Annotated in this window: 20 protein-coding genes, 1 tRNA gene and 1 pseudogene; 13 read left to right on the top strand and 9 right to left on the bottom strand. The window is 69.9% G+C overall.

Features of this window, described 5'->3' with window-relative positions; all coding sequences use genetic code 11:
* Positions 1 to 51: 51 nt before the first annotated feature.
* The 3 genes and pseudogenes from QZV94_RS07460 to QZV94_RS07450 all read left to right on the top strand — a co-directional run.
* Positions 52 to 687, top strand: a pseudogene (locus QZV94_RS07460) (DUF4394 domain-containing protein); the annotation flags it as partial.
* Between the two features lie 3 nt (positions 688 to 690).
* Positions 691 to 801 carry a PEPxxWA-CTERM sorting domain-containing protein gene (locus QZV94_RS07455; protein WP_293677186.1) on the top strand — a complete coding sequence of 37 codons (111 nt, stop codon included), beginning with the start codon at positions 691 to 693 and terminating at the stop codon, positions 799 to 801.
* An 837-nt stretch (positions 802 to 1,638) separates the two neighbouring features.
* Positions 1,639 to 1,712: transfer RNA gene (locus QZV94_RS07450), tRNA-Gly, on the top strand.
* 32 nt (positions 1,713 to 1,744) lie between these two features.
* Here the strand turns inward: QZV94_RS07450 and QZV94_RS07445 are convergent.
* Both QZV94_RS07445 and QZV94_RS07440 read right to left on the bottom strand, forming a co-directional pair.
* Complete coding sequence (locus tag QZV94_RS07445) at positions 1,745 to 2,542, bottom strand: phytanoyl-CoA dioxygenase family protein (protein ID WP_293677178.1); 798 nt, start codon at positions 2,540 to 2,542, stop codon at positions 1,745 to 1,747.
* Positions 2,539 to 3,696 carry an amidohydrolase family protein gene (locus QZV94_RS07440; protein ID WP_293677177.1) on the bottom strand — a complete coding sequence of 386 codons (1,158 nt, stop codon included), beginning with the start codon at positions 3,694 to 3,696 and terminating at the stop codon, positions 2,539 to 2,541. The genes QZV94_RS07445 and QZV94_RS07440 overlap by 4 nt, the downstream gene beginning before the upstream one ends.
* Positions 3,697 to 3,848: 152 nt before the next feature.
* Between QZV94_RS07440 and QZV94_RS07435 the strand changes: the two genes are divergently transcribed.
* Genes QZV94_RS07435 through QZV94_RS07415 form a run of 5 tightly spaced genes read left to right on the top strand, consistent with a single transcriptional unit; the run spans position 3,849 to position 9,010 of the window.
* Positions 3,849 to 4,160 carry a hypothetical protein gene (locus QZV94_RS07435; RefSeq protein ID WP_293677176.1) on the top strand — a complete coding sequence of 104 codons (312 nt, stop codon included), beginning with the start codon at positions 3,849 to 3,851 and terminating at the stop codon, positions 4,158 to 4,160.
* Positions 4,161 to 5,660: a class I adenylate-forming enzyme family protein gene (locus QZV94_RS07430; protein ID WP_293677175.1), complete on the top strand. Its 1,500-nt coding sequence runs from the start codon at positions 4,161 to 4,163 to the stop codon at positions 5,658 to 5,660.
* A gap of 16 nt (positions 5,661 to 5,676) precedes the next feature.
* Positions 5,677 to 6,645, top strand: a complete 969-nt coding sequence (locus QZV94_RS07425; protein WP_293677174.1) for an enoyl-CoA hydratase/isomerase family protein — start codon at positions 5,677 to 5,679, stop codon at positions 6,643 to 6,645.
* Entirely contained in the window at positions 6,642 to 7,646 is a 1,005-nt protein-coding gene (locus QZV94_RS07420; RefSeq protein WP_293677173.1) for a CoA transferase, read from the top strand. Before QZV94_RS07425 ends, QZV94_RS07420 begins: the two co-directional genes overlap by 4 nt.
* Positions 7,643 to 9,010 carry an amidohydrolase family protein gene (locus QZV94_RS07415; RefSeq protein ID WP_293677172.1) on the top strand — a complete coding sequence of 456 codons (1,368 nt, stop codon included), beginning with the start codon at positions 7,643 to 7,645 and terminating at the stop codon, positions 9,008 to 9,010. Before QZV94_RS07420 ends, QZV94_RS07415 begins: the two co-directional genes overlap by 4 nt.
* A 23-nt stretch (positions 9,011 to 9,033) precedes the next feature.
* On the opposite strand, the gene QZV94_RS07410 is transcribed toward QZV94_RS07415, so the two are convergent.
* Entirely contained in the window at positions 9,034 to 10,266 is a 1,233-nt protein-coding gene (locus QZV94_RS07410) for an acyl-CoA dehydrogenase family protein (RefSeq protein WP_293677171.1), read from the bottom strand.
* 153 nt (positions 10,267 to 10,419) lie between these two features.
* On the opposite strand from QZV94_RS07410, the gene ilvD reads away from it, so the two are divergent.
* Positions 10,420 to 12,294: a dihydroxy-acid dehydratase gene (gene ilvD / locus QZV94_RS07405; protein WP_293677170.1), complete on the top strand. Its 1,875-nt coding sequence runs from the start codon at positions 10,420 to 10,422 to the stop codon at positions 12,292 to 12,294.
* On the top strand, positions 12,291 to 12,677 hold the full coding sequence (locus tag QZV94_RS07400) for a VOC family protein (protein ID WP_293677169.1): 387 nt from the start codon (positions 12,291 to 12,293) through the stop codon (positions 12,675 to 12,677). Before ilvD ends, QZV94_RS07400 begins: the two co-directional genes overlap by 4 nt.
* Here QZV94_RS07400 and QZV94_RS07395 read toward each other — a convergent pair.
* From QZV94_RS07395 to QZV94_RS07375, 5 genes are all read right to left on the bottom strand, one after another.
* On the bottom strand, positions 12,674 to 13,057 hold the full coding sequence (locus QZV94_RS07395; RefSeq protein WP_293677168.1) for a hypothetical protein: 384 nt from the start codon (positions 13,055 to 13,057) through the stop codon (positions 12,674 to 12,676). The genes QZV94_RS07400 and QZV94_RS07395 overlap by 4 nt on opposite strands.
* 58 nt (positions 13,058 to 13,115) lie before the next feature.
* The gene (locus tag QZV94_RS07390; protein ID WP_293677167.1) at positions 13,116 to 13,496 is read right to left on the bottom strand and encodes a hypothetical protein; all 381 of its coding nucleotides are present in this window, start codon (positions 13,494 to 13,496) and stop codon (positions 13,116 to 13,118) included.
* 111 nt (positions 13,497 to 13,607) lie between these two features.
* On the bottom strand, positions 13,608 to 15,674 hold the full coding sequence (locus QZV94_RS07385; protein WP_293677166.1) for a M13-type metalloendopeptidase: 2,067 nt from the start codon (positions 15,672 to 15,674) through the stop codon (positions 13,608 to 13,610).
* 126 nt (positions 15,675 to 15,800) lie between these two features.
* A complete protein-coding gene (locus QZV94_RS07380; protein ID WP_293677165.1) occupies positions 15,801 to 16,442 on the bottom strand; it encodes a Crp/Fnr family transcriptional regulator in 642 nt (213 codons plus the stop codon).
* Positions 16,443 to 16,796: 354 nt separating this feature from the next.
* Positions 16,797 to 17,291, bottom strand: coding sequence for a pyridoxamine 5'-phosphate oxidase family protein (locus tag QZV94_RS07375; RefSeq protein ID WP_293677164.1), 495 nt, complete (start codon positions 17,289 to 17,291; stop codon positions 16,797 to 16,799).
* 134 nt (positions 17,292 to 17,425) lie between these two features.
* On the opposite strand from QZV94_RS07375, the gene QZV94_RS07370 reads away from it, so the two are divergent.
* A complete protein-coding gene (locus tag QZV94_RS07370; RefSeq protein ID WP_293677163.1) occupies positions 17,426 to 17,959 on the top strand; it encodes a thioredoxin family protein in 534 nt (177 codons plus the stop codon).
* 7 nt (positions 17,960 to 17,966) lie between these two features.
* On the opposite strand, the gene QZV94_RS07365 is transcribed toward QZV94_RS07370, so the two are convergent.
* Positions 17,967 to 18,143 carry a hypothetical protein gene (locus QZV94_RS07365; protein WP_293677162.1) on the bottom strand — a complete coding sequence of 59 codons (177 nt, stop codon included), beginning with the start codon at positions 18,141 to 18,143 and terminating at the stop codon, positions 17,967 to 17,969.
* 188 nt (positions 18,144 to 18,331) lie between these two features.
* On the opposite strand from QZV94_RS07365, the gene QZV94_RS07360 reads away from it, so the two are divergent.
* Together QZV94_RS07360 and QZV94_RS07355 are read left to right on the top strand one after the other, a co-directional pair.
* Positions 18,332 to 20,167 (top strand): alpha/beta fold hydrolase, encoded by a 1,836-nt coding sequence (locus tag QZV94_RS07360; RefSeq protein WP_293677161.1) that lies wholly within the window; start codon positions 18,332 to 18,334, stop codon positions 20,165 to 20,167.
* A 92-nt stretch (positions 20,168 to 20,259) separates the two neighbouring features.
* Positions 20,260 to 20,727 (top strand): hypothetical protein, encoded by a 468-nt coding sequence (locus QZV94_RS07355; RefSeq protein WP_293677160.1) that lies wholly within the window; start codon positions 20,260 to 20,262, stop codon positions 20,725 to 20,727.
* Positions 20,728 to 20,841 lie beyond the last annotated feature (114 nt).

The raw sequence follows: 20,841 nt of genomic DNA, 5'->3' as shown, positions 1-20,841 counted from the left end.
GGGCTGGGTCAGGCCGAGGGCATATTCGGCCTCACCACCGACAACCGGATCGTGACGTTCGACTCGGCGACGCCGGGTACGGTCGCCTCGTCGCTGGCGATCACGGGGCTAGGCGGCGACGTCCTGACGGGCATCGATTTGCGGCCGGCGACCAACCAACTCTATTCCGTCGCCACCAATGGAAATCTGTACAGCCTTTCGCTGTCCGGCGGCGGCTATGCCGCCAGCCTTGTCGGGGACATCGGCACTCTGACCGGGGCAGGCTACGGGCTTGACTTCAACCCCACAGTTGATCGCCTTCGGTTCATCGGCGACACGGACCAGAACCTGCGTATCAATCCGGCCAACGCGGTTACAATCACCGACGCCACCATCCGAGACGCTGGCTCGAATGCCGTCTTTGACATCGTGGGATCGGCCTACACGAACAGCTTTGCGGGGGCCACGGGCACCACGCTCTAGGGCTTAGACGCGGCGGGCGACCAGTTGCTGCGCTCAACCAATCCCAATGGCGGCGAGTACATCAGCGTAGGCCCGCTCGGCGTGGCCCTCGCGCCTACGGACAGAATTGGTTTCGACATCGCCGGGCTGTCGCAAAGCGCCTACTTCAACGTTGGAAGCCAATTCTATACGCTCAACTTGGCAACCGGCGGCGCCACGCTAGTCGGGTCGCTGGGAAGTGGTGAGCTGGTGGGCTTGACCGCGTTTGCCATTCCTGAGCCTGCGACTTGGGCCATGATGATCTTGGGCTTCAGTGCAATGGGCGCGGTGCTTCGGCGTCGGCGCTCTTTAGCCGTCTAAACCCCCTAAGCCTGTTGTGCCGCATTTCCTGCTCGGGCCTAGGTAACTCCGCGTCTCTTGATTGTCAGCAGTTGTTCCGTGTTTGTTCGATTCATGGGCGGAAGCGCGGCGGACTTTTGGGCTCGAGATCAGATCATGCAGGCGTGGGCGCCGAGGGATGTTTGGCGCTCGTGCGGGCCTATGGAGATTGCCTACGCGCTTGAGGCTCTCGGCGGCAGCCCCGAGGCTTCGCCCGCGTGCTGGACCTAGTCGGCCAGATCCGGGACGGCCATATCCCTGCAGGCCTGTCAGACGTCGTGCGCGGGTATCGCATTGGGGTGGCAACTGAGCCTCAACGTAGCAGCGGCGAGCCGTTGGGCTGGTATCGCGGCGCCGCGGTGCTGGCCTGGACGACCAGCCGATAAGACCCACGGCCGGTTCTCCGGAACCTAGCTGCAGCTAAGCAGTTTGGGTGGCCGGGGGGCGGACAGCCCGACAGCTAAGGTTACACGATGTATCGGAGAGACTTCTGGAGCACGCCTAAGGGCGAGCAGATTGTAGAGCTGGCGATTGGCTTTGGCGTCTCCGTCATGGCCACAGCGGCTATCGCCTTCGCAATCACGATGGCAGGCCAGCACTAGTACGTCAGCGCCTCGGCCGGCCGGACTTGCCGGACCCCTAATCCGCGGAGCCTCACTTAGCTACACTTGTGGCTCACATGCTTTCCTGATGACAGCCACGCTGCACGCCTGGGCTTGCTTGGCGGCGGCGGCACGGCTATCGGAGAACGCCGCCGGAACGGAAAGTGCAAACTGAACTGTAAACCGGCGATCGAGCTTCGAGCTAAGTGCTTGAAATGCGGATGTAGCTCAATGGTAGAGCAGGAGCTTCCCAAGCTCACGACGAGGGTTCGATTCCCTTCATCCGCTCCAGCTTCCATCCCGCGCACGGGGCGGTGCGCCGCTTAGACAGCCAACTGCAGGAAGTGGGGGTCGCGGAAGGGGTCGCCGGCCTTCATGCGCTGATGGAATCCGGAAACCCTGGGCCCGGCGCCGCCCTCGCGGGGGTCGTAGACGGCGTTATCGCCGAAGAAGCGCAGGGTGAGGGTGCGCCGTCGCTGGCCCGGATGGGTCGGCGCGCCGCCGTGCAGCATGGCGGGGTGGAAGACGATCAGGTCCCCCGGCTCGACCGCCCAGGAGACGATGTCCCACTTGTCCCGCTCGGCCTCGATGTCGGGCAGCCGTGGCAGCGACGAGGTCGGATGGGTGGGAAGGGTGTCGTCCTCAAGGTCGAAGCGCGAGCCATTGTAGAGCCGGCCCCGGTGCGAGCCGCGGACGAACTCCAGCGACTCGCTCTTGGCGACCGCATCGAAGGTGATCCAGGCCACGGCCAACTGATCGCCGGCCACCGCCAGGTAGGAGCTGTCCTGGTGCCACGGCGTGCGCCGCGCCTCGCCGCCCTCTTTCAGGAACACCTGCTCGTACATGAACCAGACGTCGCCGCCGCCCCACAGGTCGGCCACCAGCTTCGGGATCGGCGAGGCCTGCAGCATCGCGCGATACCCGGTCAGAACGTCGGGATTGTAGAGGTCCTGGTAGAAGGTCGCGTCGGACGCCTTGGTGGGGATCTTCGCGGCCAGCGGCCCGGGATTGGCCAGGCTCCACGCCCACGCGGCCTCGGCTTCGGCCAGAGCGGCGGCGTCCAGAGCGCCCGGGATGTGGACCACGCCGTCGCGGGCGTAGGCTTCGGCTAGCGGGTTCAATTGTCCATCCGGAAGAGCTTCAGGGCTGTGCCGCCCAGGATCATCTGCGCATCCTCGACGCTGCAGGCGCGGAACACGGCCTCGATGGCCCCGCGGGTGTAGCCGAAGGTGCTCTCCTGGTGCGGATAGTCCGACGACCACATCGCCGTCTCCGGCCCGATCCGGTGCAGCAGCTCCAGCCCGACCGGGTCGGTCATGAAGGTGGCGAAGCAGTGGTTGCGCCAGTACCAGGACGGCGGGTGCTTGAGCTTCGGGTTCACCGAGGTGGGAAACGAGTGCACGACCATGTCGGCGTCGTGGAGCATGCCGGGGATCCACGAGAGGCCGGCTTCCACGAACACGACCCGCAGGCCGGGGAAGCGGTCGAAGATGCCGCCGAAGGTGAGTTGCGCCCAGTTCTGCCGGAAGCCCTGCATCTGGGTCAGCACCGAGACGCCGGTCGCGCCCGCCTCGGCCGTCGGGATCGCCTCGCCGATGTGGAAGGCCAGCGGCAGGCCGCTGGCTTCGATGGCGGCCCAGAGGGGGTCCATGCGCGGGTGATTGTACTGGATCGGCTTGCCGTCGGCGAACTTGCCGGGCTTGATCGGCACCATCAGGCACCGCGCATCCAACTCGACGCAGCGCGTCACGCTGTCCTTCGCGGCCTCCGGATCCCAGTAGGTGGGCACCATCACCGAGTAGAGCCGCGTCGGCGCCTTGGCGCACTGCTCGGCGATCGCCTCATTGTAGGCGGAGAAGACGTGTTCGCGGTTCTGGATCTCGCCGAACATCATCAGGCCGAACAGGCGCTGCGGGAAGATCAGTTCCTTCTCCACGCCCTCGATGTCGAGGTCCTTCAGGCGGGCCTCGATGTCGGTCAGGCCCGGATAGCACTCCAGCACGTCGCAGAGGTGCTGCGCCAAGGGCGTCGGGGTCATCGACTTGCCGCCGATCGAGAGGTCCCAGCCGCCCTCCCGGAAAATCATGCGCGGCGCCGCGTCCCTAAGGTGCGCCGGGAACCGGTCGATCCAGAGGTCGCCCTCCAGCATGTGGCTGTCGGCCGAGACGATGCGGGTGCCGGCGGGCCATTCCCGCGTCTTCGCCTGCGCCTTGCGCTGGGCGGCGACGGGCTGGCCGAGCTGCTCGGGAATCTCCAGGACGAAGCCGTCGGCCATGGCGAAGTCTCCTGCGTGGCTGTGTGGAGGTTAGGCCGCGCTCCGGCGCCGGGCAATCGCGACCTCACGTCAACTCCTCCGCGAGCGGGTGGACGACGGCCGGGTGCGCGTCTAGGGACATGGGTCAAGAAAAGCAGACAGTTGGGAGTGGAATGATGGAGCTCAAACCCGGATCGCGCTGGAAGAGCGCCGTCTGCGACGCGGAGTTCGTCGTGGTGCGGCCCCCCAAGACGCCGGCCAGCCTGGAGTGCGGCGGCGCGCCGGTCATCCCGCATGGTCAGGCCAAGGAGGCCGGCGGCGTCCTTTCGGCGGACCATTCCGCAGGCAGCGCGGCCGGCAAGCGCTATGCTGACCCGGAGACCGGGTTGGAGGCCCTTTGCTCCAAGGCCGGCGCCGGCTCGCTCTCGGTCGATGGCCGCGCGATCTCCGCCACCGACGCCAAGAAGCTGCCGGCGTCCGACTAGATGCACACCGCGCTGCTCCTCGACATGATCGCCGATGCGGCGCCGGACCGCCTGGCGCTGGGACTGCGCGCCGATGGCCTGACGTTCGCCGAGACGCGTCGGCGCGCGCACCACGGCGCGGCCTGGCTGGAGCAGCTGGGGGGGATCAACGTCGCCTTCGTGGGCCTCAACGGTCCGGCGCTGCCGACGGCGCTGTTCGCCGCCGGCATGCTCGCGCGCCCGTTTGCACCGCTGAACTACCGCCTTCCCGACGCGGACCTGTCGAAGCTGGTCGCCCGCACCGCGCCCTCGGTGGCCATCGTCGACGACGACATGGTCGGCAGGCTCGCGCCATGCGACGGCGTGACGGTCGTCTCCCGCACGGCTTTCGAGGCGGCGTGCCGGGTCCACGGCGACTGCGACGCCGAGTTCCTCGACGTGGACCACGACATCGCCGTACTCCTGTTCACCAGCGGCACCACCGGCGAGCCCAAGGCGGCCATCCTGCGCCACCGCAACCTCACCTCCTATGTGATCTCCACCGTCGACTTCCTGGGTTCGGAGGACGATGAGGCGGCCCTGGTGAGCGTGCCGCCGTACCATATCGCGGGCGTCTCTGCGGTTCTGACCGGGTGCTATTCGGGCCGGCGGATCGTCCACCTCGACGCCTTTACCCCGGAGAGCTGGGTCGACGTCGCGACCTCGGAGGCCATCACCCACGCCATGGTCGTGCCGACCATGCTGGGCCGCATCCTGGACGTGCTGGAGGCGCGCGGCGAGACCCTGCCCAGCTTCAAGGCCATCTCGTACGGCGGCGGGCGAATGCCGCTGCCGATCATCGAGCGGGCGCTGAACCTGCTGCCGCATGTGGACTTCGCCAACGCCTACGGCCTGACGGAAACGTCCTCGACGATCTCGATCCTGGGACCCGACGACCACCGCATGGCGATATATTCCGACGATGAGGTGGTGCGCCGCCGCCTCGGCTCGGTCGGCCGGGCGCTGCCCTCGCTCGAGGTGGAGATCCGCGGTCACGACGGCGCGGTCCTCGGTCCCAACCAGTCGGGCGAGATCTACGTCCGCGGCGACCAGGTCTCGGGCGAGTACACGCACAAGAAGATGCTCCGGGACGACGGCTGGTTCGCCACCAACGACGGCGGCTGGATGGACGAGGAGGGCTACCTGTTCGTGGAGGGCCGCCTCGACGACGTGATCGTCCGCGGCGGCGAGAACATGAGCCCCGGCGAGATCGAGGACGTGCTGCGCCAGCACCCGCAGGTGGACGACGTCGCCGTGCTGGGCGTACCGGACGACGAGTGGGGCGAGAAGGTCTGCGCGGTCGTCGTGGCAAAGGACGGCGGCAAGCCTTCGATCGGCGAACTGGCGGCCTGGGTGAAGGCGCGGCTGCGCTCGACCAAGACCCCGGAGGTCTGGGAATTCCGCGCGGCCCTGCCGTACAACGATACTGGCAAGCTGCTGCGCCGCCAGTTGAAGGCGGAGGTGGCCAAGGAGCCCGCCTGACGGCCGGAGGAGTGCGGTGATCCGCGAAGGCCTCATCGCCGACCTGATCGAACTGGGCGGCGCGGGAGTGTCGGTGGTCGACGCCGGCGCAGCGTCGACCGGTGGCGCGGGCGTCGTGCGGGTGGGACTTCATCGCACGGGCGCGCGCCCGGGGCCGGAAGATCTCGAAGGCTTCGACATCCTGCTCAGCTGCGACCCGGCGGCCCCCCGGCCCTGGGTGGGCGTCGCTGACCTCGACGCCGCGATCGCCCATCTGGAGGCCGAGATCGCCCGCCAGCCGACCGCCGCCGCCGTCGCCGCCCAGGTGCTGAGGGGCTCGCTCGCCGTGGGTTTCGACCAGGCGTTGGTCCAGGAGTCGCTGGCCTACTCCATGCTGCTGGCGTCACGGGACTTCCGCGCCTGGCGGGCCGCCAACCCGCCCCGCCAGCGTTCAGACGACGCCGCGCCGCGGGTCCTGATCGGCGAGGTGGACGGCGCGCTCACGATCACCCTGAACCGCCCCGCCGCGCGCAACGCCGTCGACGCCCGGATGCGCGACGAGCTCTGCGCCGCCCTCGACTTCGCCGCCGAACATCCCGATGCGCCACCGGTCGTTCTGACCGGCGCCGGGCCGGCGTTCAGCGCCGGCGGCGACCTCGACGAGTTCGGCAGTGCCGCCGAACCGGGCCAAGCTCACCTGATCCGCGTCCTGCGCTCCGCCGCCCGGGGCGCGCGGAACCTGGGCCCGCGGCTCACGGCCCGCCTGCACGGCGCCTGCGTCGGCGCCGGCATCGAGGTCCCGGCCGCTGCGGCGCGGGTCGTGGCCGTCGAGGGCGCGTTCTTCCGCCTGCCGGAAGTCTCCATGGGTCTCATCCCCGGCGCCGGGGGCACCGCGACGATCCCTCGCCGCATCGGCCGCCATCGCGCCGCCTTCATGGCCATCTCGGGGGCCGTAATCGACCTGCCGACAGCCTTGGCCTGGGGTCTGGTGGACGCGGCCGTATGAAGGCGTTCGAGGATGTGCTGTCGGACCTGTCCGCCCGCGTCGCGGAGCTGAGCGCCCAGCTTGGCGCGCGCGTCGACGTCGCGGCGATGGGCGTCACCGACCGCCAGGGCCACCTGCAACTCGATCCGCCCGGCCACGTCTCCTGCAACAGGGCGTGTCGCCTGGTCCGCGCCGCCGACGGCTGGATCGCGGTGAACCTCGCCCGTCCGGAGGACCGCGAGCTGGTCCCCGCCTGGCTGCACGGCGACCTCGGCGAAGAGCCCTGGAGCCAGATCGAGCGCCTGGCGCCCGCCCGCGCCCGCGCCCAGCTGGTGGCGGATGCGGCAATGCTGGGCCTGCCGGCCGGCGCGGTCGGCGAGATGGTCCGCCGCGCGCCGGACGCGAACCTGCGGCTGCACGGGCCTGCCCGGGATCGGACGGGCGCGCCGCGGGTCGTGGACCTCTCCGCCATGTGGGCCGGCCCCATGTGCGGCGCGATCCTGGCGGCCGCCGGCTGCGACGTGACCAAGGTTGAGAGCGTTCGCCGTCCCGACGCGATCCGCGATGCGACGCCTGAGTTCTACCGCCGGCTGAACGGCGCCAAGCGCGAGCTCGCGGTCGACCTTGCCGATCCGGGCGGCCGCGCGGCGCTGCGCGAGGCCGTTTTGGCCGCGGACCTGGTGATCACCGGCGCGCGCCCGCGGGCGTTCCCCAGCCTGGGATTCGACCCTGAGGAGATCGTGGCCGGCGGCGCCGTCTGGGTCTCGGTGACCGGCTACGGCTGGACGCACGGCCAGCGGGTGGCGTTCGGGGATGACGCCGCCGCCGCGGGCGGGCTCGTGGAGTGGGCGCAGGCCGGCGAGCCCCGCTTCCTCGGCGACGCCCTGGCCGATCCCGTCACCGGTTTGGCCGCCGCGATCGGCGCGTTCGAGGCCCTCTACAGCGGCGGCGCGATGTTCGTCGACGCGGGGCTCGCGCCCTGCGCGGCCGGCGCGGCGGCGCAGATGGGCCTCGTGGCGTGAGGCTGTTGATCCGCAACGTCGAGGTGGCCGGCCGCGTGGGGCTGGATGTTCGTATCGAGGGCGGCCGCATCGCGGGGATCGGCGCGCGCCTGGCTGGGGCGGGTCCGGAGCTGGACGGGCGGGGCGGGGCGCTGATTCCGGGGCTCTGCGACCACCACATCCACCTGTTCGCCCTGGCGGCCCGCGCCGAGTCCGTGAGCCTGGAGGGCGTCGCCAGCCCCGCTGCGTTCGCCGCGCGCATCGCCGAGGCCACGGCGTCCAAGCCGCCCGGCGCCTGGATCCGCGTGCTGGGCTACCATGAGGCCATGGCAGGCGACCTCACCCGCGCCCGCCTCGACGCGCTCGCCCCCCGCCACAGGCTGCGCGTGCAGCACCAGACGGGTTCGCTGTGGATCCTCAACAGCCTGGCGCTCGCCGCGCTGGGGGAGGGCGGCGACCCGCCCAGCCTGGAGCGCGACACCGGCCGCATCTGGCGCGGCGACGCGTGGCTGCGGCGGCGGATCGGCGCTGACCCGCCGCCGCTCGCCCCCGTGGGCGCGCGGCTGGCGGCCTGCGGGATCACCGCGCTCACCGACGCCAGCGTCACCACCGACGACGACGCGGCCGCAAGGCTGGCCGCCGCGCACCGTGCGGGCGAGTTGCCGCAGCGCCTGACGCTGATGAGCGGCGGGGCGCTCACGGCGGCGGCCGACGGGGCCTTCGCGGTGGGTCCGCTGAAGGTGCTGTTGGACGACCACGCGCTGCCGGAGTTCGACGACTTCACCGACCGCATCGCCTGCGCCCGCACCTGGGATCGCAGGGTCGCGGTTCACTGCGTCACGGCCGCTGAGCTGGCGCTCACGCTGGCTGCCTTCACCGCCGCCGGCGCAGCCCCGGGCGATCGCATCGAGCACGGCGGAGTGATCCCGCCGGACGCCATCGGCCAGTTGCGCGACCTCGGCCTGACGGTGGTCACCCAGCCCGCTTTCGTGCGCGAGCGCGGGGACCGCTATCTACGCGACGTGGCCCCCTCCGACCGGGTCGACCTGTACCGCTGCGCCAGCCTGACGGCCGCCGGGGTGCCCGTGGCCGCCAGTTCCGACGCCCCCTATGCCTCGCCCGATCCCTGGCGAGGCATCGCCGCCGCCATCGACCGCCGCACCGCAGATGGCGCGATGCTGGGTGCGGACGAGCGCGTGAGCCCTGAGGCGGCGCTCGCCCTCTACCTGGACGACCCCGCCGCACCGGGCCGTCGCCCGCGGCGGGTGGAGGCCGGCGCCCCGGCCGACCTGTGCCTGCTGAAAGCGCCGTTGCGCGACGTGCTCGCCGCGCCCTCCGCCGAGTTCGTGGCCGCGACTATCATCGGCGGCGCGGTGGTCCAGTAGCCCCACCCCACGAGGGGAGCGCGTTACAGCCCCAGGATCGCCTTGGCCATGATGTTGCGCTGGATCTCGTTGGTGCCCGCGTAGATGGAGCCGGCGCGGTCGTTCAGGTACTTGGCCGCTACCGTCCAGCTGTAGTCCGGTCCGACGCCGGCGCCGTCATTCGGGGGCACGAAGCCCGGAACCGGCCCACCCGGCGAGACCAGGTGCGGCTGGTAGGCCTGGGCGAACAGGCCCGCGGCGGCGAGCGCGATCTCGGTCAGCCGCTGGCTGAGCTCGCTGCCCACGGTCTTCTGCATCGAGGACTCCGGCCCAGGCGCCTCGCCGGCCGACAGCTTCGACAGCAGCCGGAGCTCCACCGCCTCCAGGGCGGAGATCTGCACGGCCGCTTCGGCCGCCTGTCGGCGAAGGGCGCGGGCCTCCGGCTCCAGGTCGGGACGGCCGGCCAGCTCGGCGGCGATCATCGCCTCGATCTTGCGCAGCCGCACGAACAGCCCGGGCGTGCTCATCCCGCCGCCGCGCTCGAATTGCATCAGGTACTTGGCCACCGTCCAGCCCTCGCCCTCGCGCCCGACTGCGTTGGCTTTGGGCACCCGCACGTCGGTGAAGAACACGTGGTTCTGGATGTGCTCGCCGCTGAGCGAGATGATCGGCTGCACCTCGATGCCCGGGGTGCGCATGTCGATCAGCAGGAAGGTGATCCCCCGCTGCGGGATGGCCTCCCGCGCCGTGCGCACCAGGCAGAAGATCCAGTTGGCGACGTTGGCGTGCGTCGTCCACAGCTTGTGGCCGTTGCAGATGAAGTCGTCGCCGTCCTCCACAGCGCTCATGTTCAGGGAGGCGAGGTCCGACCCGGATTCCGGCTCGGAGTAGCCCTGGCACCAGAAGTCCTCGCCGGACAGCATGCGCGGCAGGAAGTGGGCCTTCTGCGCCGGCGTACCGTGGCCGATCAGCACCGGGCCGCACATGCCGATCCCCATGGGGGAGACCGGCGGGGTTCCGGCGCGCGCGCATTCCTGGGCGAAGATGTAGCGCTGGTTCACCGTCCAGCCGCAGCCGCCCCACTCCTTCGGCCACGCGGGCACCAGCCAGCCCTGCTCCAGCAGGATCCTCTGCCAGGCCATCCCCACGTCGTACTCGGCGTAGACGCTGGTCAGGGTCTTTCCGACGTGGCGCAGCTCCGGCGTCAGCTTGGCGTCCAGGAACGCCCGCACCTCGTCGCGGAACCGGCGGTCGGCGTCACTCCAGTCCAGGTCCATGCTTCACCCTTTTCCTGTGCAGACGCGGGTTTACGGGCATGACCCGGCGGCGGGGAAGCCGGAATCCACTGGGCGCCGCGCGTTATGGCGGCGGCCCGACCTTCACCGCCTCGTGGTCATGGGCTACGACGCGTGGGCAACCAGGACCTTCGCATGCCGCCCTATCGCTCCCGGACCACCACCCACGGCCGCAACATGGCCGGCGCGCGAGGCCTCTGGCGCGCCACCGGCATGAAGGACGCCGATTTCGGCAAGCCGATCATCGCGGTGTCCAACAGCTTCACCCAGTTCGTGCCGGGCCACGTCCACCTGAAGGACCTGGGCCAGCTGGTCGCCCGCGAGATCGAGCGCGCCGGGGGCGTGGCCAAGGAGTTCAACACGATCGCCGTCGACGACGGCATCGCCATGGGCCACGACGGGATGCTCTACAGTCTTCCCTCGCGGGAGCTGATTGCCGACAGTGTCGAGTACATGGTCCAGGCCCACTGCGCCGACGCTCTGGTCTGCATCTCCAACTGCGACAAGATCACCCCCGGCATGCTGATGGCGGCGCTGCGGCTCAACATCCCGACCGTGTTCGTCTCCGGCGGGCCGATGGAGGCCGGCAAGGTGGTGCTGGGCGGCAAGACCGTCGCGGTGGATCTGGTCGACGCCATGATCGCCGCCGGCGACGACAAGATCAGCGACGCCGACGTCGTGGCCATCGAGCGCTCGGCCTGTCCGACCTGCGGCTCGTGCTCGGGCATGTTCACCGCCAACTCCATGAACTGCCTCACCGAGGCGCTGGGCCTGTCGCTGCCGGGCAACGGCTCGGTGCTGGCCACCCATGCCGACCGCGAGGCGCTGTTCCTGGAAGCCGGCCGGCTGATCGTGGAGATCACCAAGCGCCACTACGAAGCGGACGACATGAGCGTGCTGCCGCGCGCGGTCGCCAGCTTCAAGGCGTTCGAGAACGCCATGACCCTGGACATCGCCATGGGCGGGTCCACCAACACCGTGCTGCATCTGCTGGCCGCCGCCCATGAGGCCGGGGTCGACTTCACCATGGCCGACATCGACCGGCTCTCCCGCCGCGTGCCGTGTCTGTGCAAGGTGGCGCCCGCCAAAGCCGACGTGCACATGGAGGACGTCCACCGCGCGGGCGGGGTGATGGCGATCCTGGGCGAGCTGGACCGCGGCGGTCTTATCCACCGCGACGAGCCCACGGTGCACAGCGCAACCCTGGGCGCGGCGCTGGACCGCTGGGACATCGTGCGGACGCAGGACGAGGCCGTGCAGACCTTCTACCGCGCCGCGCCGGGCGGCGTGCCGACCCAGGTGGCGTTCAGCCAGGCGTCGCGCTGGGACGAGTTGGACCTGGACCGCGAGGCGGGGGTGATCCGCGCGGCGACGCACCCGTTCTCGCAGGACGGCGGGCTGGCCGTCCTATTCGGCAATCTCGCGCCCGAGGGCTGCATCGTGAAGACCGCTGGGGTCGATGAGTCGATCCTGACCTTCACCGGGACGGCGCGGGTTTACGAGAGCCAGGACGCGGCGGTCAGCGGCATCCTCACCGGCCAGGTGAAGGCGGGTGACGTGGTGGTGATCCGCTACGAGGGGCCGAAGGGCGGGCCTGGCATGCAGGAGATGCTCTATCCGACCAGCTACCTGAAATCGAAGGGTCTCGGGAAGGCCTGCGCCCTGATCACCGACGGCCGGTTCTCAGGCGGCACCTCGGGCCTTTCCATCGGCCACGTCTCGCCGGAGGCCGCCGAGGGCGGGCTGATCGGCCTAGTGGCGGACGGCGACCGGATCGTCATCGACATCCCGAACCGGGTGCTTAGCCTGGACGTGGCGGACTCCGTCCTCGCGAAGCGCCGCGCGGCGAAGGGCGAGGAGGCGTGGAAGCCCGCGCAACCGCGCAACCGCAGGGTCTCGCCCGCGCTGCAGGCCTACGCCGCCATGACCACGAACGCCGCCCGCGGCGCCGTCCGCGACGTGGGCCAGCTTGCGGTGGTAGCCTCGAAGGTCCGTGAGGTGATCCCATGACGATCCGCGCCATTGACCACATCAACATCTCCACCACGAAGCTGCAGGAGACACGCGACTTCTACGTCGACATCCTGGGCCTGACGGAGGGCGACCGGCCGGCCTTCGACTTCCCGGGCCACTGGCTCTACGCCGGGGGATTTCCGATCGTGCACTTGGTGTTGTCGACCCGGGAGGTCGAGCCATCCGACCGTTCTGGCCTCAACCACGCCGCCTTCGAGGTGGCGGACCTTGACGCGGTGGTCGTACGCCTGAAGGCGGCGGGGCGCCGCTGCGACGTGTTCCCGGTGCCGGGCACGAACTTCCGCCAGGCCTTCTTCCAAGACCCGAACGGCGTGCGACTGGAGCTGAACGAGGCCCGCGCAGTGCAGGCGCGCGGCTAGCGGCGGGGCTGGAGCGGCCGCAGGGGTCGCAGGCCCTGGCCCATATAGACCGGACCCACGGGCGTCTGGCGGAACCCTCCGGAGCCGTAGCCGAATTCGTCCCGGCCGTAGCCGAAGTCGTCGCGGTCGGAACTGAAGGTCGTGGTCACCGAACCGAACCCGAAGCTCTGGGACTGGCTGTAGGTGGAGCCGGAGGGGGCGCCGCCGGCGAACGGGCGGCCGCCGGCCGCGAGGGTGTTGCGCAGGTCGACGCCGCCGCTGCTCCGCTCCTGTTGCAGGTGTTGGGCCTGGTCGCGGTTGGGTGCGGGCGAGACGGTGAGCGCCAGGGCCGGCATGGCCAGCGCCGCGGCGCCGAGGATCAGGATGGGCGCCAGTCGCATGTGGAACTCCTTCGTCGGACGCAAGGGAGGCTAGGCCCTTGGTCCGCGAAGTCAAACCCTAGGTCGGCGGTGCGGTCGAGGCGGTGATCTGGGCCTTAGACATCGTGCTGATGGCCGCGGCTCCGGTGGGATTGAGGGTCAGAGCGGAGCCCGGCAGGTTCACGTTGCGGCCGTCGACGGTGACCTTGTAGGTCGTCGCGCCATCCGGGGTCTTGATCACGTCGGCGATCGTGCCGATGGCCGCGCCTTGCGCGTCTTGCACCGGGAGACCAGCGCGGAAGCCTGTGGTGGCGCTGACGTTGGCGCCGGCGGCCGGCGCAGCCGCAGGCGCGGTCGTCTTCGCAGGGGGCGTGACCTGCATGGCGGCCGGCTTCTGCTGGGCCACGGCGGCGGTTGCGCTGAGCGCCAGGATAGCGGCGCAGGCGGTCATCATTCTCATCAGCTCGTCCTTCTGAAGCGCCCACCCGGGGGACCAGAACGGGGCCCGCGAGCGTCGGTTCCGGACGTCGGACCCGCGCCTGGCTCGGCTTGCGAGGCAGGCGCGGAGGCCTCACCAGATCTTCACGCGCTCCTCTGGCGGGACGTACAGCTTGTCGCCGGGCTTCACGTCGAAAGCCTGGTACCAAGCCGGGATGTTCCGGATCGTGCCGTCCACGCGGTAGGTGGCGGGGGAATGCGGATCGGTGGCGAGGCGCTGCTTCAACTGCTCGTCGCGCATCTTCTGGCGCCACACCTGCGCCCAGCCCAGGAACACCCGCTGGTCGCCGGTCAGGCCGTCAATGACCGGCGCCGGCTTGCCTTTCAGGGAGGCGTGGTAGGCGTCCAGCGCGAGCGAGAGCCCGCCCATGTCTCCGATGTTCTCACCCATCGTCAGCGCGCCCTGAATCTTGTGGCCGGGCAGGGGTTCGAAGGCTGAATACTGGGCGCCGAGCCGATCGGTCTGCGCCTTGAACTTGGCCGCGTCCTCGGCGGTCCACCAGTCGCGCAGCGTGCCGTCGCCATCAGACTTGCGGCCCTGGTCGTCGAAGCCGTGGCTGATCTCATGGCCGATCACGCCGCCGATGCCGCCATAGTTGATCGCTGGATCGGCGTCCGGATCGAAGAACGGCGCCTGTAGGATGGCGGCCGGGAAGACGATCTCATTGTTGGGGGGATTATAGTAGGCGTTCACGGTCTGCGGGGTCATGCCCCACTCGCGCTTGTCGACCGGGCCGCCCAGGCGGGCCACCTGGCGGCGCCATTCGAAGTTGTTGGCCCGCAGGGCGTTGCCGTAGGGATCGTTGGCCTTGAACTCGAGCTTCGCGTAGTCGCGCCAGGTCTCGGGGTAGCCGATCTTGACGGTGAACTTGGCGAGCTTCTCCAGGGCGCGTTCCTTGGTGTCCGGGCCCATCCAGTCGAGCTTCTCGATCCGCGCCTTCAGCGCGGTACGCACGTCGGTCACCAGGGCGTCCATCTTCGCCTTGGACTGCGGCGGGAAATAGCGGGCGACATAGACGCGACCCACAGACTCGCCGATCGCGCCGTCCATGAACGCCACGGCCCGCTTCCAGCGCGGCTTCTGCTCCGGCTGACCGCCCAGTTCCTTGCTGCGGAACTGCCAGTTGGCGTCGACGAACCGCTTTGAGAGGTAGGGCGCTGCGCCGTCGGCGACGTTGAACGCCTGCCAGGCCTTCAGCGTCTCCAACGGCGTCTCGGCATAGACAGCCGCGAACTTGGGGAACGCGGTGTTGGTGGTCACCACGATCCGCTCCACCTTCGGCAGCTCGGAGCCGACCAGGTAGCGGTTCCAGTCGAAGCCCGGGGTCGCCGCGTTCAGCTCGGCGATCGTCATCGGATTGTAGGTCTTGTCGCGGTCGCGCCGCTGGACACGGGTCCAGGTGGCTTCGGCGAGCCGGGTCTCGAAAGCCACGATTACCGCGGCGCTCTCCTTCGGCCTCTCCCAGCCGATCATGTTCAGCAACTGCTCGATGTAGGCCTGGTAGCTGGCCTTCTTCTCCGCGAACGCCGGCTGCAAGTAGTAGTCGCGGTCCGGCAGCCCCAGGCCGGCCGTCCCAGCGTAGATCGCGTACTGCTTGGTCGAGCGCTGGTCGATGCTCGGGAAGACCGGCAGGATGGTCGAGAACGCGCTGACCGGCGCCTTGCCCATCAAGGCGGTGAACTGGTCCTTGGTCGTGACCTTCCGGATCTCGGCCAGGAACGGTGCAATCGGCTCGGCGTCCAGCTTCTCGGCCAGGGCCTCGTCCATGAAGGCCCCGTAGCCTGCGGCGATCTTGGCGGCGTCGGGATCGGAGAGCTTGCCAGCCACCGCATCGTCGAGGATGGCGCGCTGGCGGTCCTCGGACAGCGCCGCCAGGATGTCGAAGTTGCCAAAGCGGGTCCGGTCGGCGGGGATCTCGGTGCGCTCAACCCACTTGCCGTTGGCGAACCGGTAGAAGTCGTCGCCGGGCTTCACGCTGCGGTCCATGCCGCTCGCGTCGAAGCCCCATGTCCCGTACTTGGGCGAGGCCAGCGATGTCGCCGGCCCGGCGACATCGGCGCCCCAGGCGGCGGGGGCCGCAAGCGCGAGGGCGGCCACGGCGCCGGCGGCGAGCAGGAATCTGCGCGTTTGAAGGGTCATCGCTCTCGTCCCGATCAGCGTTGCGGTGGTTCCGCTTGAACCGCCTGATAGCACACCAAAAGCGGCGAAAATCGATCCTGCGCAATGGCCGCGAGACACGCGACCCGATCGCCGCAACCCGGCGGGCTAGGTTCCCAACAGCCGCTTGTAGTTGCCGCGCACCACGCCGTAGCACTCGCAGGACAGCGCCTGCAGGGCCTGTCGGTCGATGACGTCGACCACGCCGCGCCGATACCGGATCACGCCCTTCTCCTGCAGCGAGCGGGCCACGGCGGTGACGGTGGTGCGCTGCACCCCCAGCATGTCGGCCAGGAACTCCTGGGTGAGGGCGATCGTGTCGGTGGAGATGCGGTCGTGGCAGGCGAGCATCCAGCGGCAGAAGCGGGCCTCCACCGAGTGCAGCGCGTTGCAGGCGACGGACTGGATTGCGTGGCTGTAGAGCGCCTCGGCGTGACGGTCGATCAGGCCGCGCAATGCGGCGCTTAGCGGCCACATCTCGCGCAGCCGCTCGGCGCTGATCCGCGCCGCCCGTAACGGGGTCTGGACGACGGCGCGGCTGAGGGACTGGCGCGGCGCGGCGGCGGCCGCGAGGCCCAGCGCGCCCTCCGGTCCGATCGTGCCGCTCTCGATCGCCTCGCCACTCGCCATCAGCGTCATCAGCGATATGACGCCGTCGTGCGGGAAGTAGACCTGGTCGATGGGATCGCCGGGATCATAGATCAGACGCCCTCGTTCCAGATCGATCTGGGTCAGGTGGGGCGCGATCATCGCGAGGTGTTCAGCCGGAAGTGAGTCGAGCAGGCTGTTCTGCACCGCTGGAAGTGGTCTTTGCATCGGGGACTGGAAACGCTGCTCTACCTGCAAGAGTTTCAGCGTATCGACGCGCGTAGAATTGGACCGTCGAGAACTCGACATTTCGAAGAGTGCGAGCGGGGATTAGGGGAGAACTTTAGTCGACTGCGAGAAATGAATGCTGATTATGAGCGACGTCCTGTGTCGACTGTCCGACCCAACTATAACCAGGCGAGGCCGCGCTCGCCCGAATCAGTCGAATCAGGTGGGGCGGTGGGACGCGGCGACGCACTGTTGTCCGCCGCCGCGTTTCCGCCTCAGGAAGGGCGCCTAGTGGAAGTTCAGGTCACGCCGTTCGCCCACATCGGGGGTCGACTTGCTGGCGTTGGCCTTCACCACCTCGAACAGATACTTCACCAGCCCGCCCTCGACGAGCCAAACCGCGGCGTCCGAGGGATCGAACCGCAGCAAGGTCAGATTCGGGTCGTCCTTGCCTTCGGGATACCAGGCCGCCACCGAGGGGTTCCAGAAGCGCTCGACGCGCGAGCGGTCGGTGTCCACGCTGAGCCGCCCGTCGAGGCATGCATAGACCTCGCGACTCTGGAAATGGAACATCGCCTCGGCGCCGACGCCTGCCGCCTCGACCAGGTCGCCGTCCCGGGGCGTGAAGAACCAGATCGTTTGCGTCTCCGGCTCCGCAAAGGCCGTCATCGGCTGGAAGTGGTGGCTGTCGCCTGTGACGCCCAGCATGCCGGTCTTGTGGTGCTCGATGGCCTTCCAGAGCTTCGCCTCGACCTCGGCCGGGGTGTGGGTCTTGTCGCTCATCGTCTGTCCTTTCGTGGGGGTGGCCGGCTCCAACCCCCGCGCGGCGCCGCGGTTCCGCCCCACGTGCCTGACCGCCCCCGCCCTTGACCGTCGCCACGCCCTCCTCAAATGCTGGCGGCGAGCCGGGAGGGCCCATGATCCGCATCGTTTCCGCCCCCGCCGTTCTGGCGGTGGCCGCCCTGCTCGCGATCGCAACGGGCGGAGTGGCCGCCGCCGCGCCGGCGCCCAGGGTCAGCATCGCCAGCTATGCCCAGCTGAGGACGCCGCTTCCCTATCCCTATGACGAGACGGCGGACGCCACAGCGGCGCTCGACAGGGCGCTGGCTCGGGCGAAGGCCACCAACAGGCGCGTGCTCATCGACATGGGCGGCAACTGGTGCGGAGACTGCCGGATCCTGGCGGCCACCATGGAGCTGCCGGAATTGAAGACCTTCCTGGCCCGCCACTTCGAGATCGTCATCGTCGACGTCGGGCGGATGGACAGGAACCTACAGATCCCTGCGCGCTACGGGATCACCGAGCGCCTCGAGGGCGTGCCGGCCCTCCTGGTCGTCGACCCCCGGACCGGCAAGCAGCTGGTGAGTCGGGCTCAGGTCGCGGCCCTGGCCAACGCCCGGACGATGGCGCCCCAGGACCTCGCCGACTGGCTGGCCAGCTACACGAGGTAGACGCCCGCTAGTGCGAGCCCTCGCCGCCCACCACGTGGTCGTACACGGCCTTGGCCGTGCCGGCGATCGTGCTGGCGGCGGTGATCAGGGCGGTCTGACCGACCACGGTCTCGGCGCTTTCGGAGAGCTTCATCAGCTCGTCGGCCACCATGGACAGCGTCTGGTAGATGTCGCGGTCGTTCATGCCCGCCCAATTACGCCGCTTTTGGGCCGCGTGCGACTGCGGGCGTCGTCGTCGCCTGCCGCGAGCCGCTCTCCGCAGCGATTGAGGATCACCTGGGCCTGCAATCGGATACGCTGGCCCGCCGCTTGCAGCAGCGGCGTCATCCCACATTGCAACCTGGCCCCGGCCTGGCCGTATTCAGACTGCGCATGACCGCCAAGATCCTTCCACTGTCCGAGCTGCTCCGCGCCGGTGGGCCCCGAGGCGCGCCGGTCGAGGTGCTGCTCGACTCCTGGGCCCTGGTGGAAGACGCCCTTCTGGCCGACAGCGCCCGCGCCCGCGAGGACCTCACCGCCGCTTCCGACGCCCTTCCGGCGATCGGCGGCGCTCTGGCCGACCGCCGCTCGTTGGCCACCGCGGTCATGACCGCCCGCGGCGACGTCTGTTTCGCAGACCGCGCATACCGGGCCTTGTTCCGGGATTCCGGCGACCTGCGTCCCCTTCTGAAACGCGCGCTGAGCGACGGCCCGGTGGTAAGCTTGGTGGAAGGCGCCGCCGGCGCCGCGTTCACAGCCTGGGTGGGCGACGCCGCCTCGGCCGCCCGCTGGCAGCTCGAACCCGAGGCCTCCGCAGTGCTCCAGGCCGCGCCCGGACGCCTGGTCGTCGTGGTCAGCGCCCCCTCGCGCTCCTCGGAACTGGCGCGCCGCGCTGCCCGCGCACTCGACCTGACCGCTCTGGAGGCCCGCCTGGCCGAAGCCCTGCTGTTCGCCCCCAATCTCGACGTCGCCGCCGCCGACGCCGGCGTGGGCCGCGAGACTGCGCGAGATGCGTTGCGTCGGATAAACGCCAAGGCCGGTGTGCGCCGCACGCCCGAACTGGTCGCCCGCCTCATCGGCATCATGTGCGCGGCCGGAGGGGACGCGGCCGGCGAGCCCGGCGGCGACGAGGCCATAGCCGAGTCGGCGTTCGGCCTCACCCCCGCCGAGGCTCGCGCCGCGACGCTGGTGGCCCGCGGGGCCACGTCGCCCGAAGCGGCCCAAGTGCTGGGCGTGCGACCTGAAACAGTGAAGACCCACATCAAGTCGGTGTTGCAGAAGACCGGGGCGAAGGGCGCAAAAGACCTCGCGCGCCTGCTGGTCGAGGCCCGCGAACTGGTGGCCCTGGCCGACGCCACCGAGGCGGTGCTTGGCGAGGAAGAAGGGGGCGGGCGGCTGCGCATTCTGTCGGCGCTGGACGGCGCCCGCCGGATCGCACTGATCGACTATGGCCCCTACGACGGGGAGCCGCTGTTCGTGTTCCACGGCGCCGCGGCCGGGCGCCGGTTGCCCGATCGCTTTCGTGCAGGCCTCGTCGCCGCTGGGTACCGGCCCATCGTGCTGCAACGCCCGGGCTTCGGGCTCACCGATCCCGCGACCGCCGATTACGTCACGGCCGGCGCGGCCGACATGGCCGCGGCGGTGGAGCACCTGCGCCTGAAGTCCGCGCACATGCTGGCGCGCGACACGGGCATTCCTGTCGCGCTCGGCTTCGCCTGCGCCTATCCGCAGCTCCTCGGTCGCGTGGCGATCTTGAACCCGCACCCGCCCATGTCGCTCGCCGACGACCGCGACACATTCGTGGCGGGGGTCCAGAAGCACCTGCTGCGCAATCCCGACCTCGTCGCTGTTTTCGCGGAGTTCTTGCGCCGCCAGGCCACCACCCAGCTGTTGGAGCGCATCCTGCACCGCGCCTTCAGCGATGTGCCGCCTGACGCCTCGGCCCTGCGGGAACCGGCCGTCCGCCAGTTCCTGATCCGAGACATCCAGGCCCTGTGCGCCCGCTCGGTCTGGGGCTTCGCCTCCGAGCACGCGGTCTATGCGAATGGCTGGGAAGCCCCGGCCGGCCTGCCTGCCAAGGCCTGGACCCTCGCGTTTTCAAGCGAGCTTCCGGGGTGCAGGGATCCCGCATGGCTGGGCATTGCCGACGTGCGCCGCTGCACTCTCGAAGGCGCCGGCGTCCTACCCCAGTTCACTCATCCCGACGCCGTGGTCGCCCTGCTGGCCTGACACCCCCAATTGGGGGAGGGCGGGGCCACCGTGGCCCCTTACCCTCGGAATCCTCAGGGGTTTCTCCTGGGCTGTTCATCAGGGGGGTCTAAATGCGCAAGACTTTCGCCGTCGGGCTGGCCGTCGCCATGCTCGCCATCCCGGCCTTCGCGGCCGAACCACAGCTGCAGGTCAGCTACGCCACCGACGCATCCATGGGCTGCGACGCCATTGCCGCCGAGAGCGGTCGGATGGATCAGGTGATCGCCACGGCCAACGGCCAGATCGGCGGCGCGGACGGGGCGGCCCGTGGCGCCGGACTCGCCTCTACCGTCGCCGTCGAGGGCCTGGCGCGTTCGGGCGCGCTCGGGCGCGTGCCCGGGCTCGGCATGTTCGCCAACCAGGCGGCAAACCTGGCCCGCCAGCGCGGTGAGGCGGTGAAGGCCCAGGCGGCCAACACCATCCAGACCGCCAACACCAGGAAGGCGCTTCTGGCAGGCCTCTACTCCGGCAAGGCCTGCGATGCCCCGCCCGCGCCGCCCGCAGCGCAGGCCGCTGAGGCCGCGCCGGCCGGCGTGTAGTCGAAGCGGACGCCGGGGCCGGGCTCATCCCGGCCATCCGGGGGATCCGCGCAGACCGGGCGGGCGACCGCCCGGGGCCCCGCGGATGGCCGGAACCAGCCTGCCCCGGCGTTC

The sequence above is a fragment of the uncultured Phenylobacterium sp. genome, assembly GCF_902826855.1.
Taxonomy (GTDB): Bacteria; Pseudomonadota; Alphaproteobacteria; order Caulobacterales; family Caulobacteraceae; genus Phenylobacterium.
This window is presented reverse-complemented; position numbering and strand designations above follow the sequence as displayed.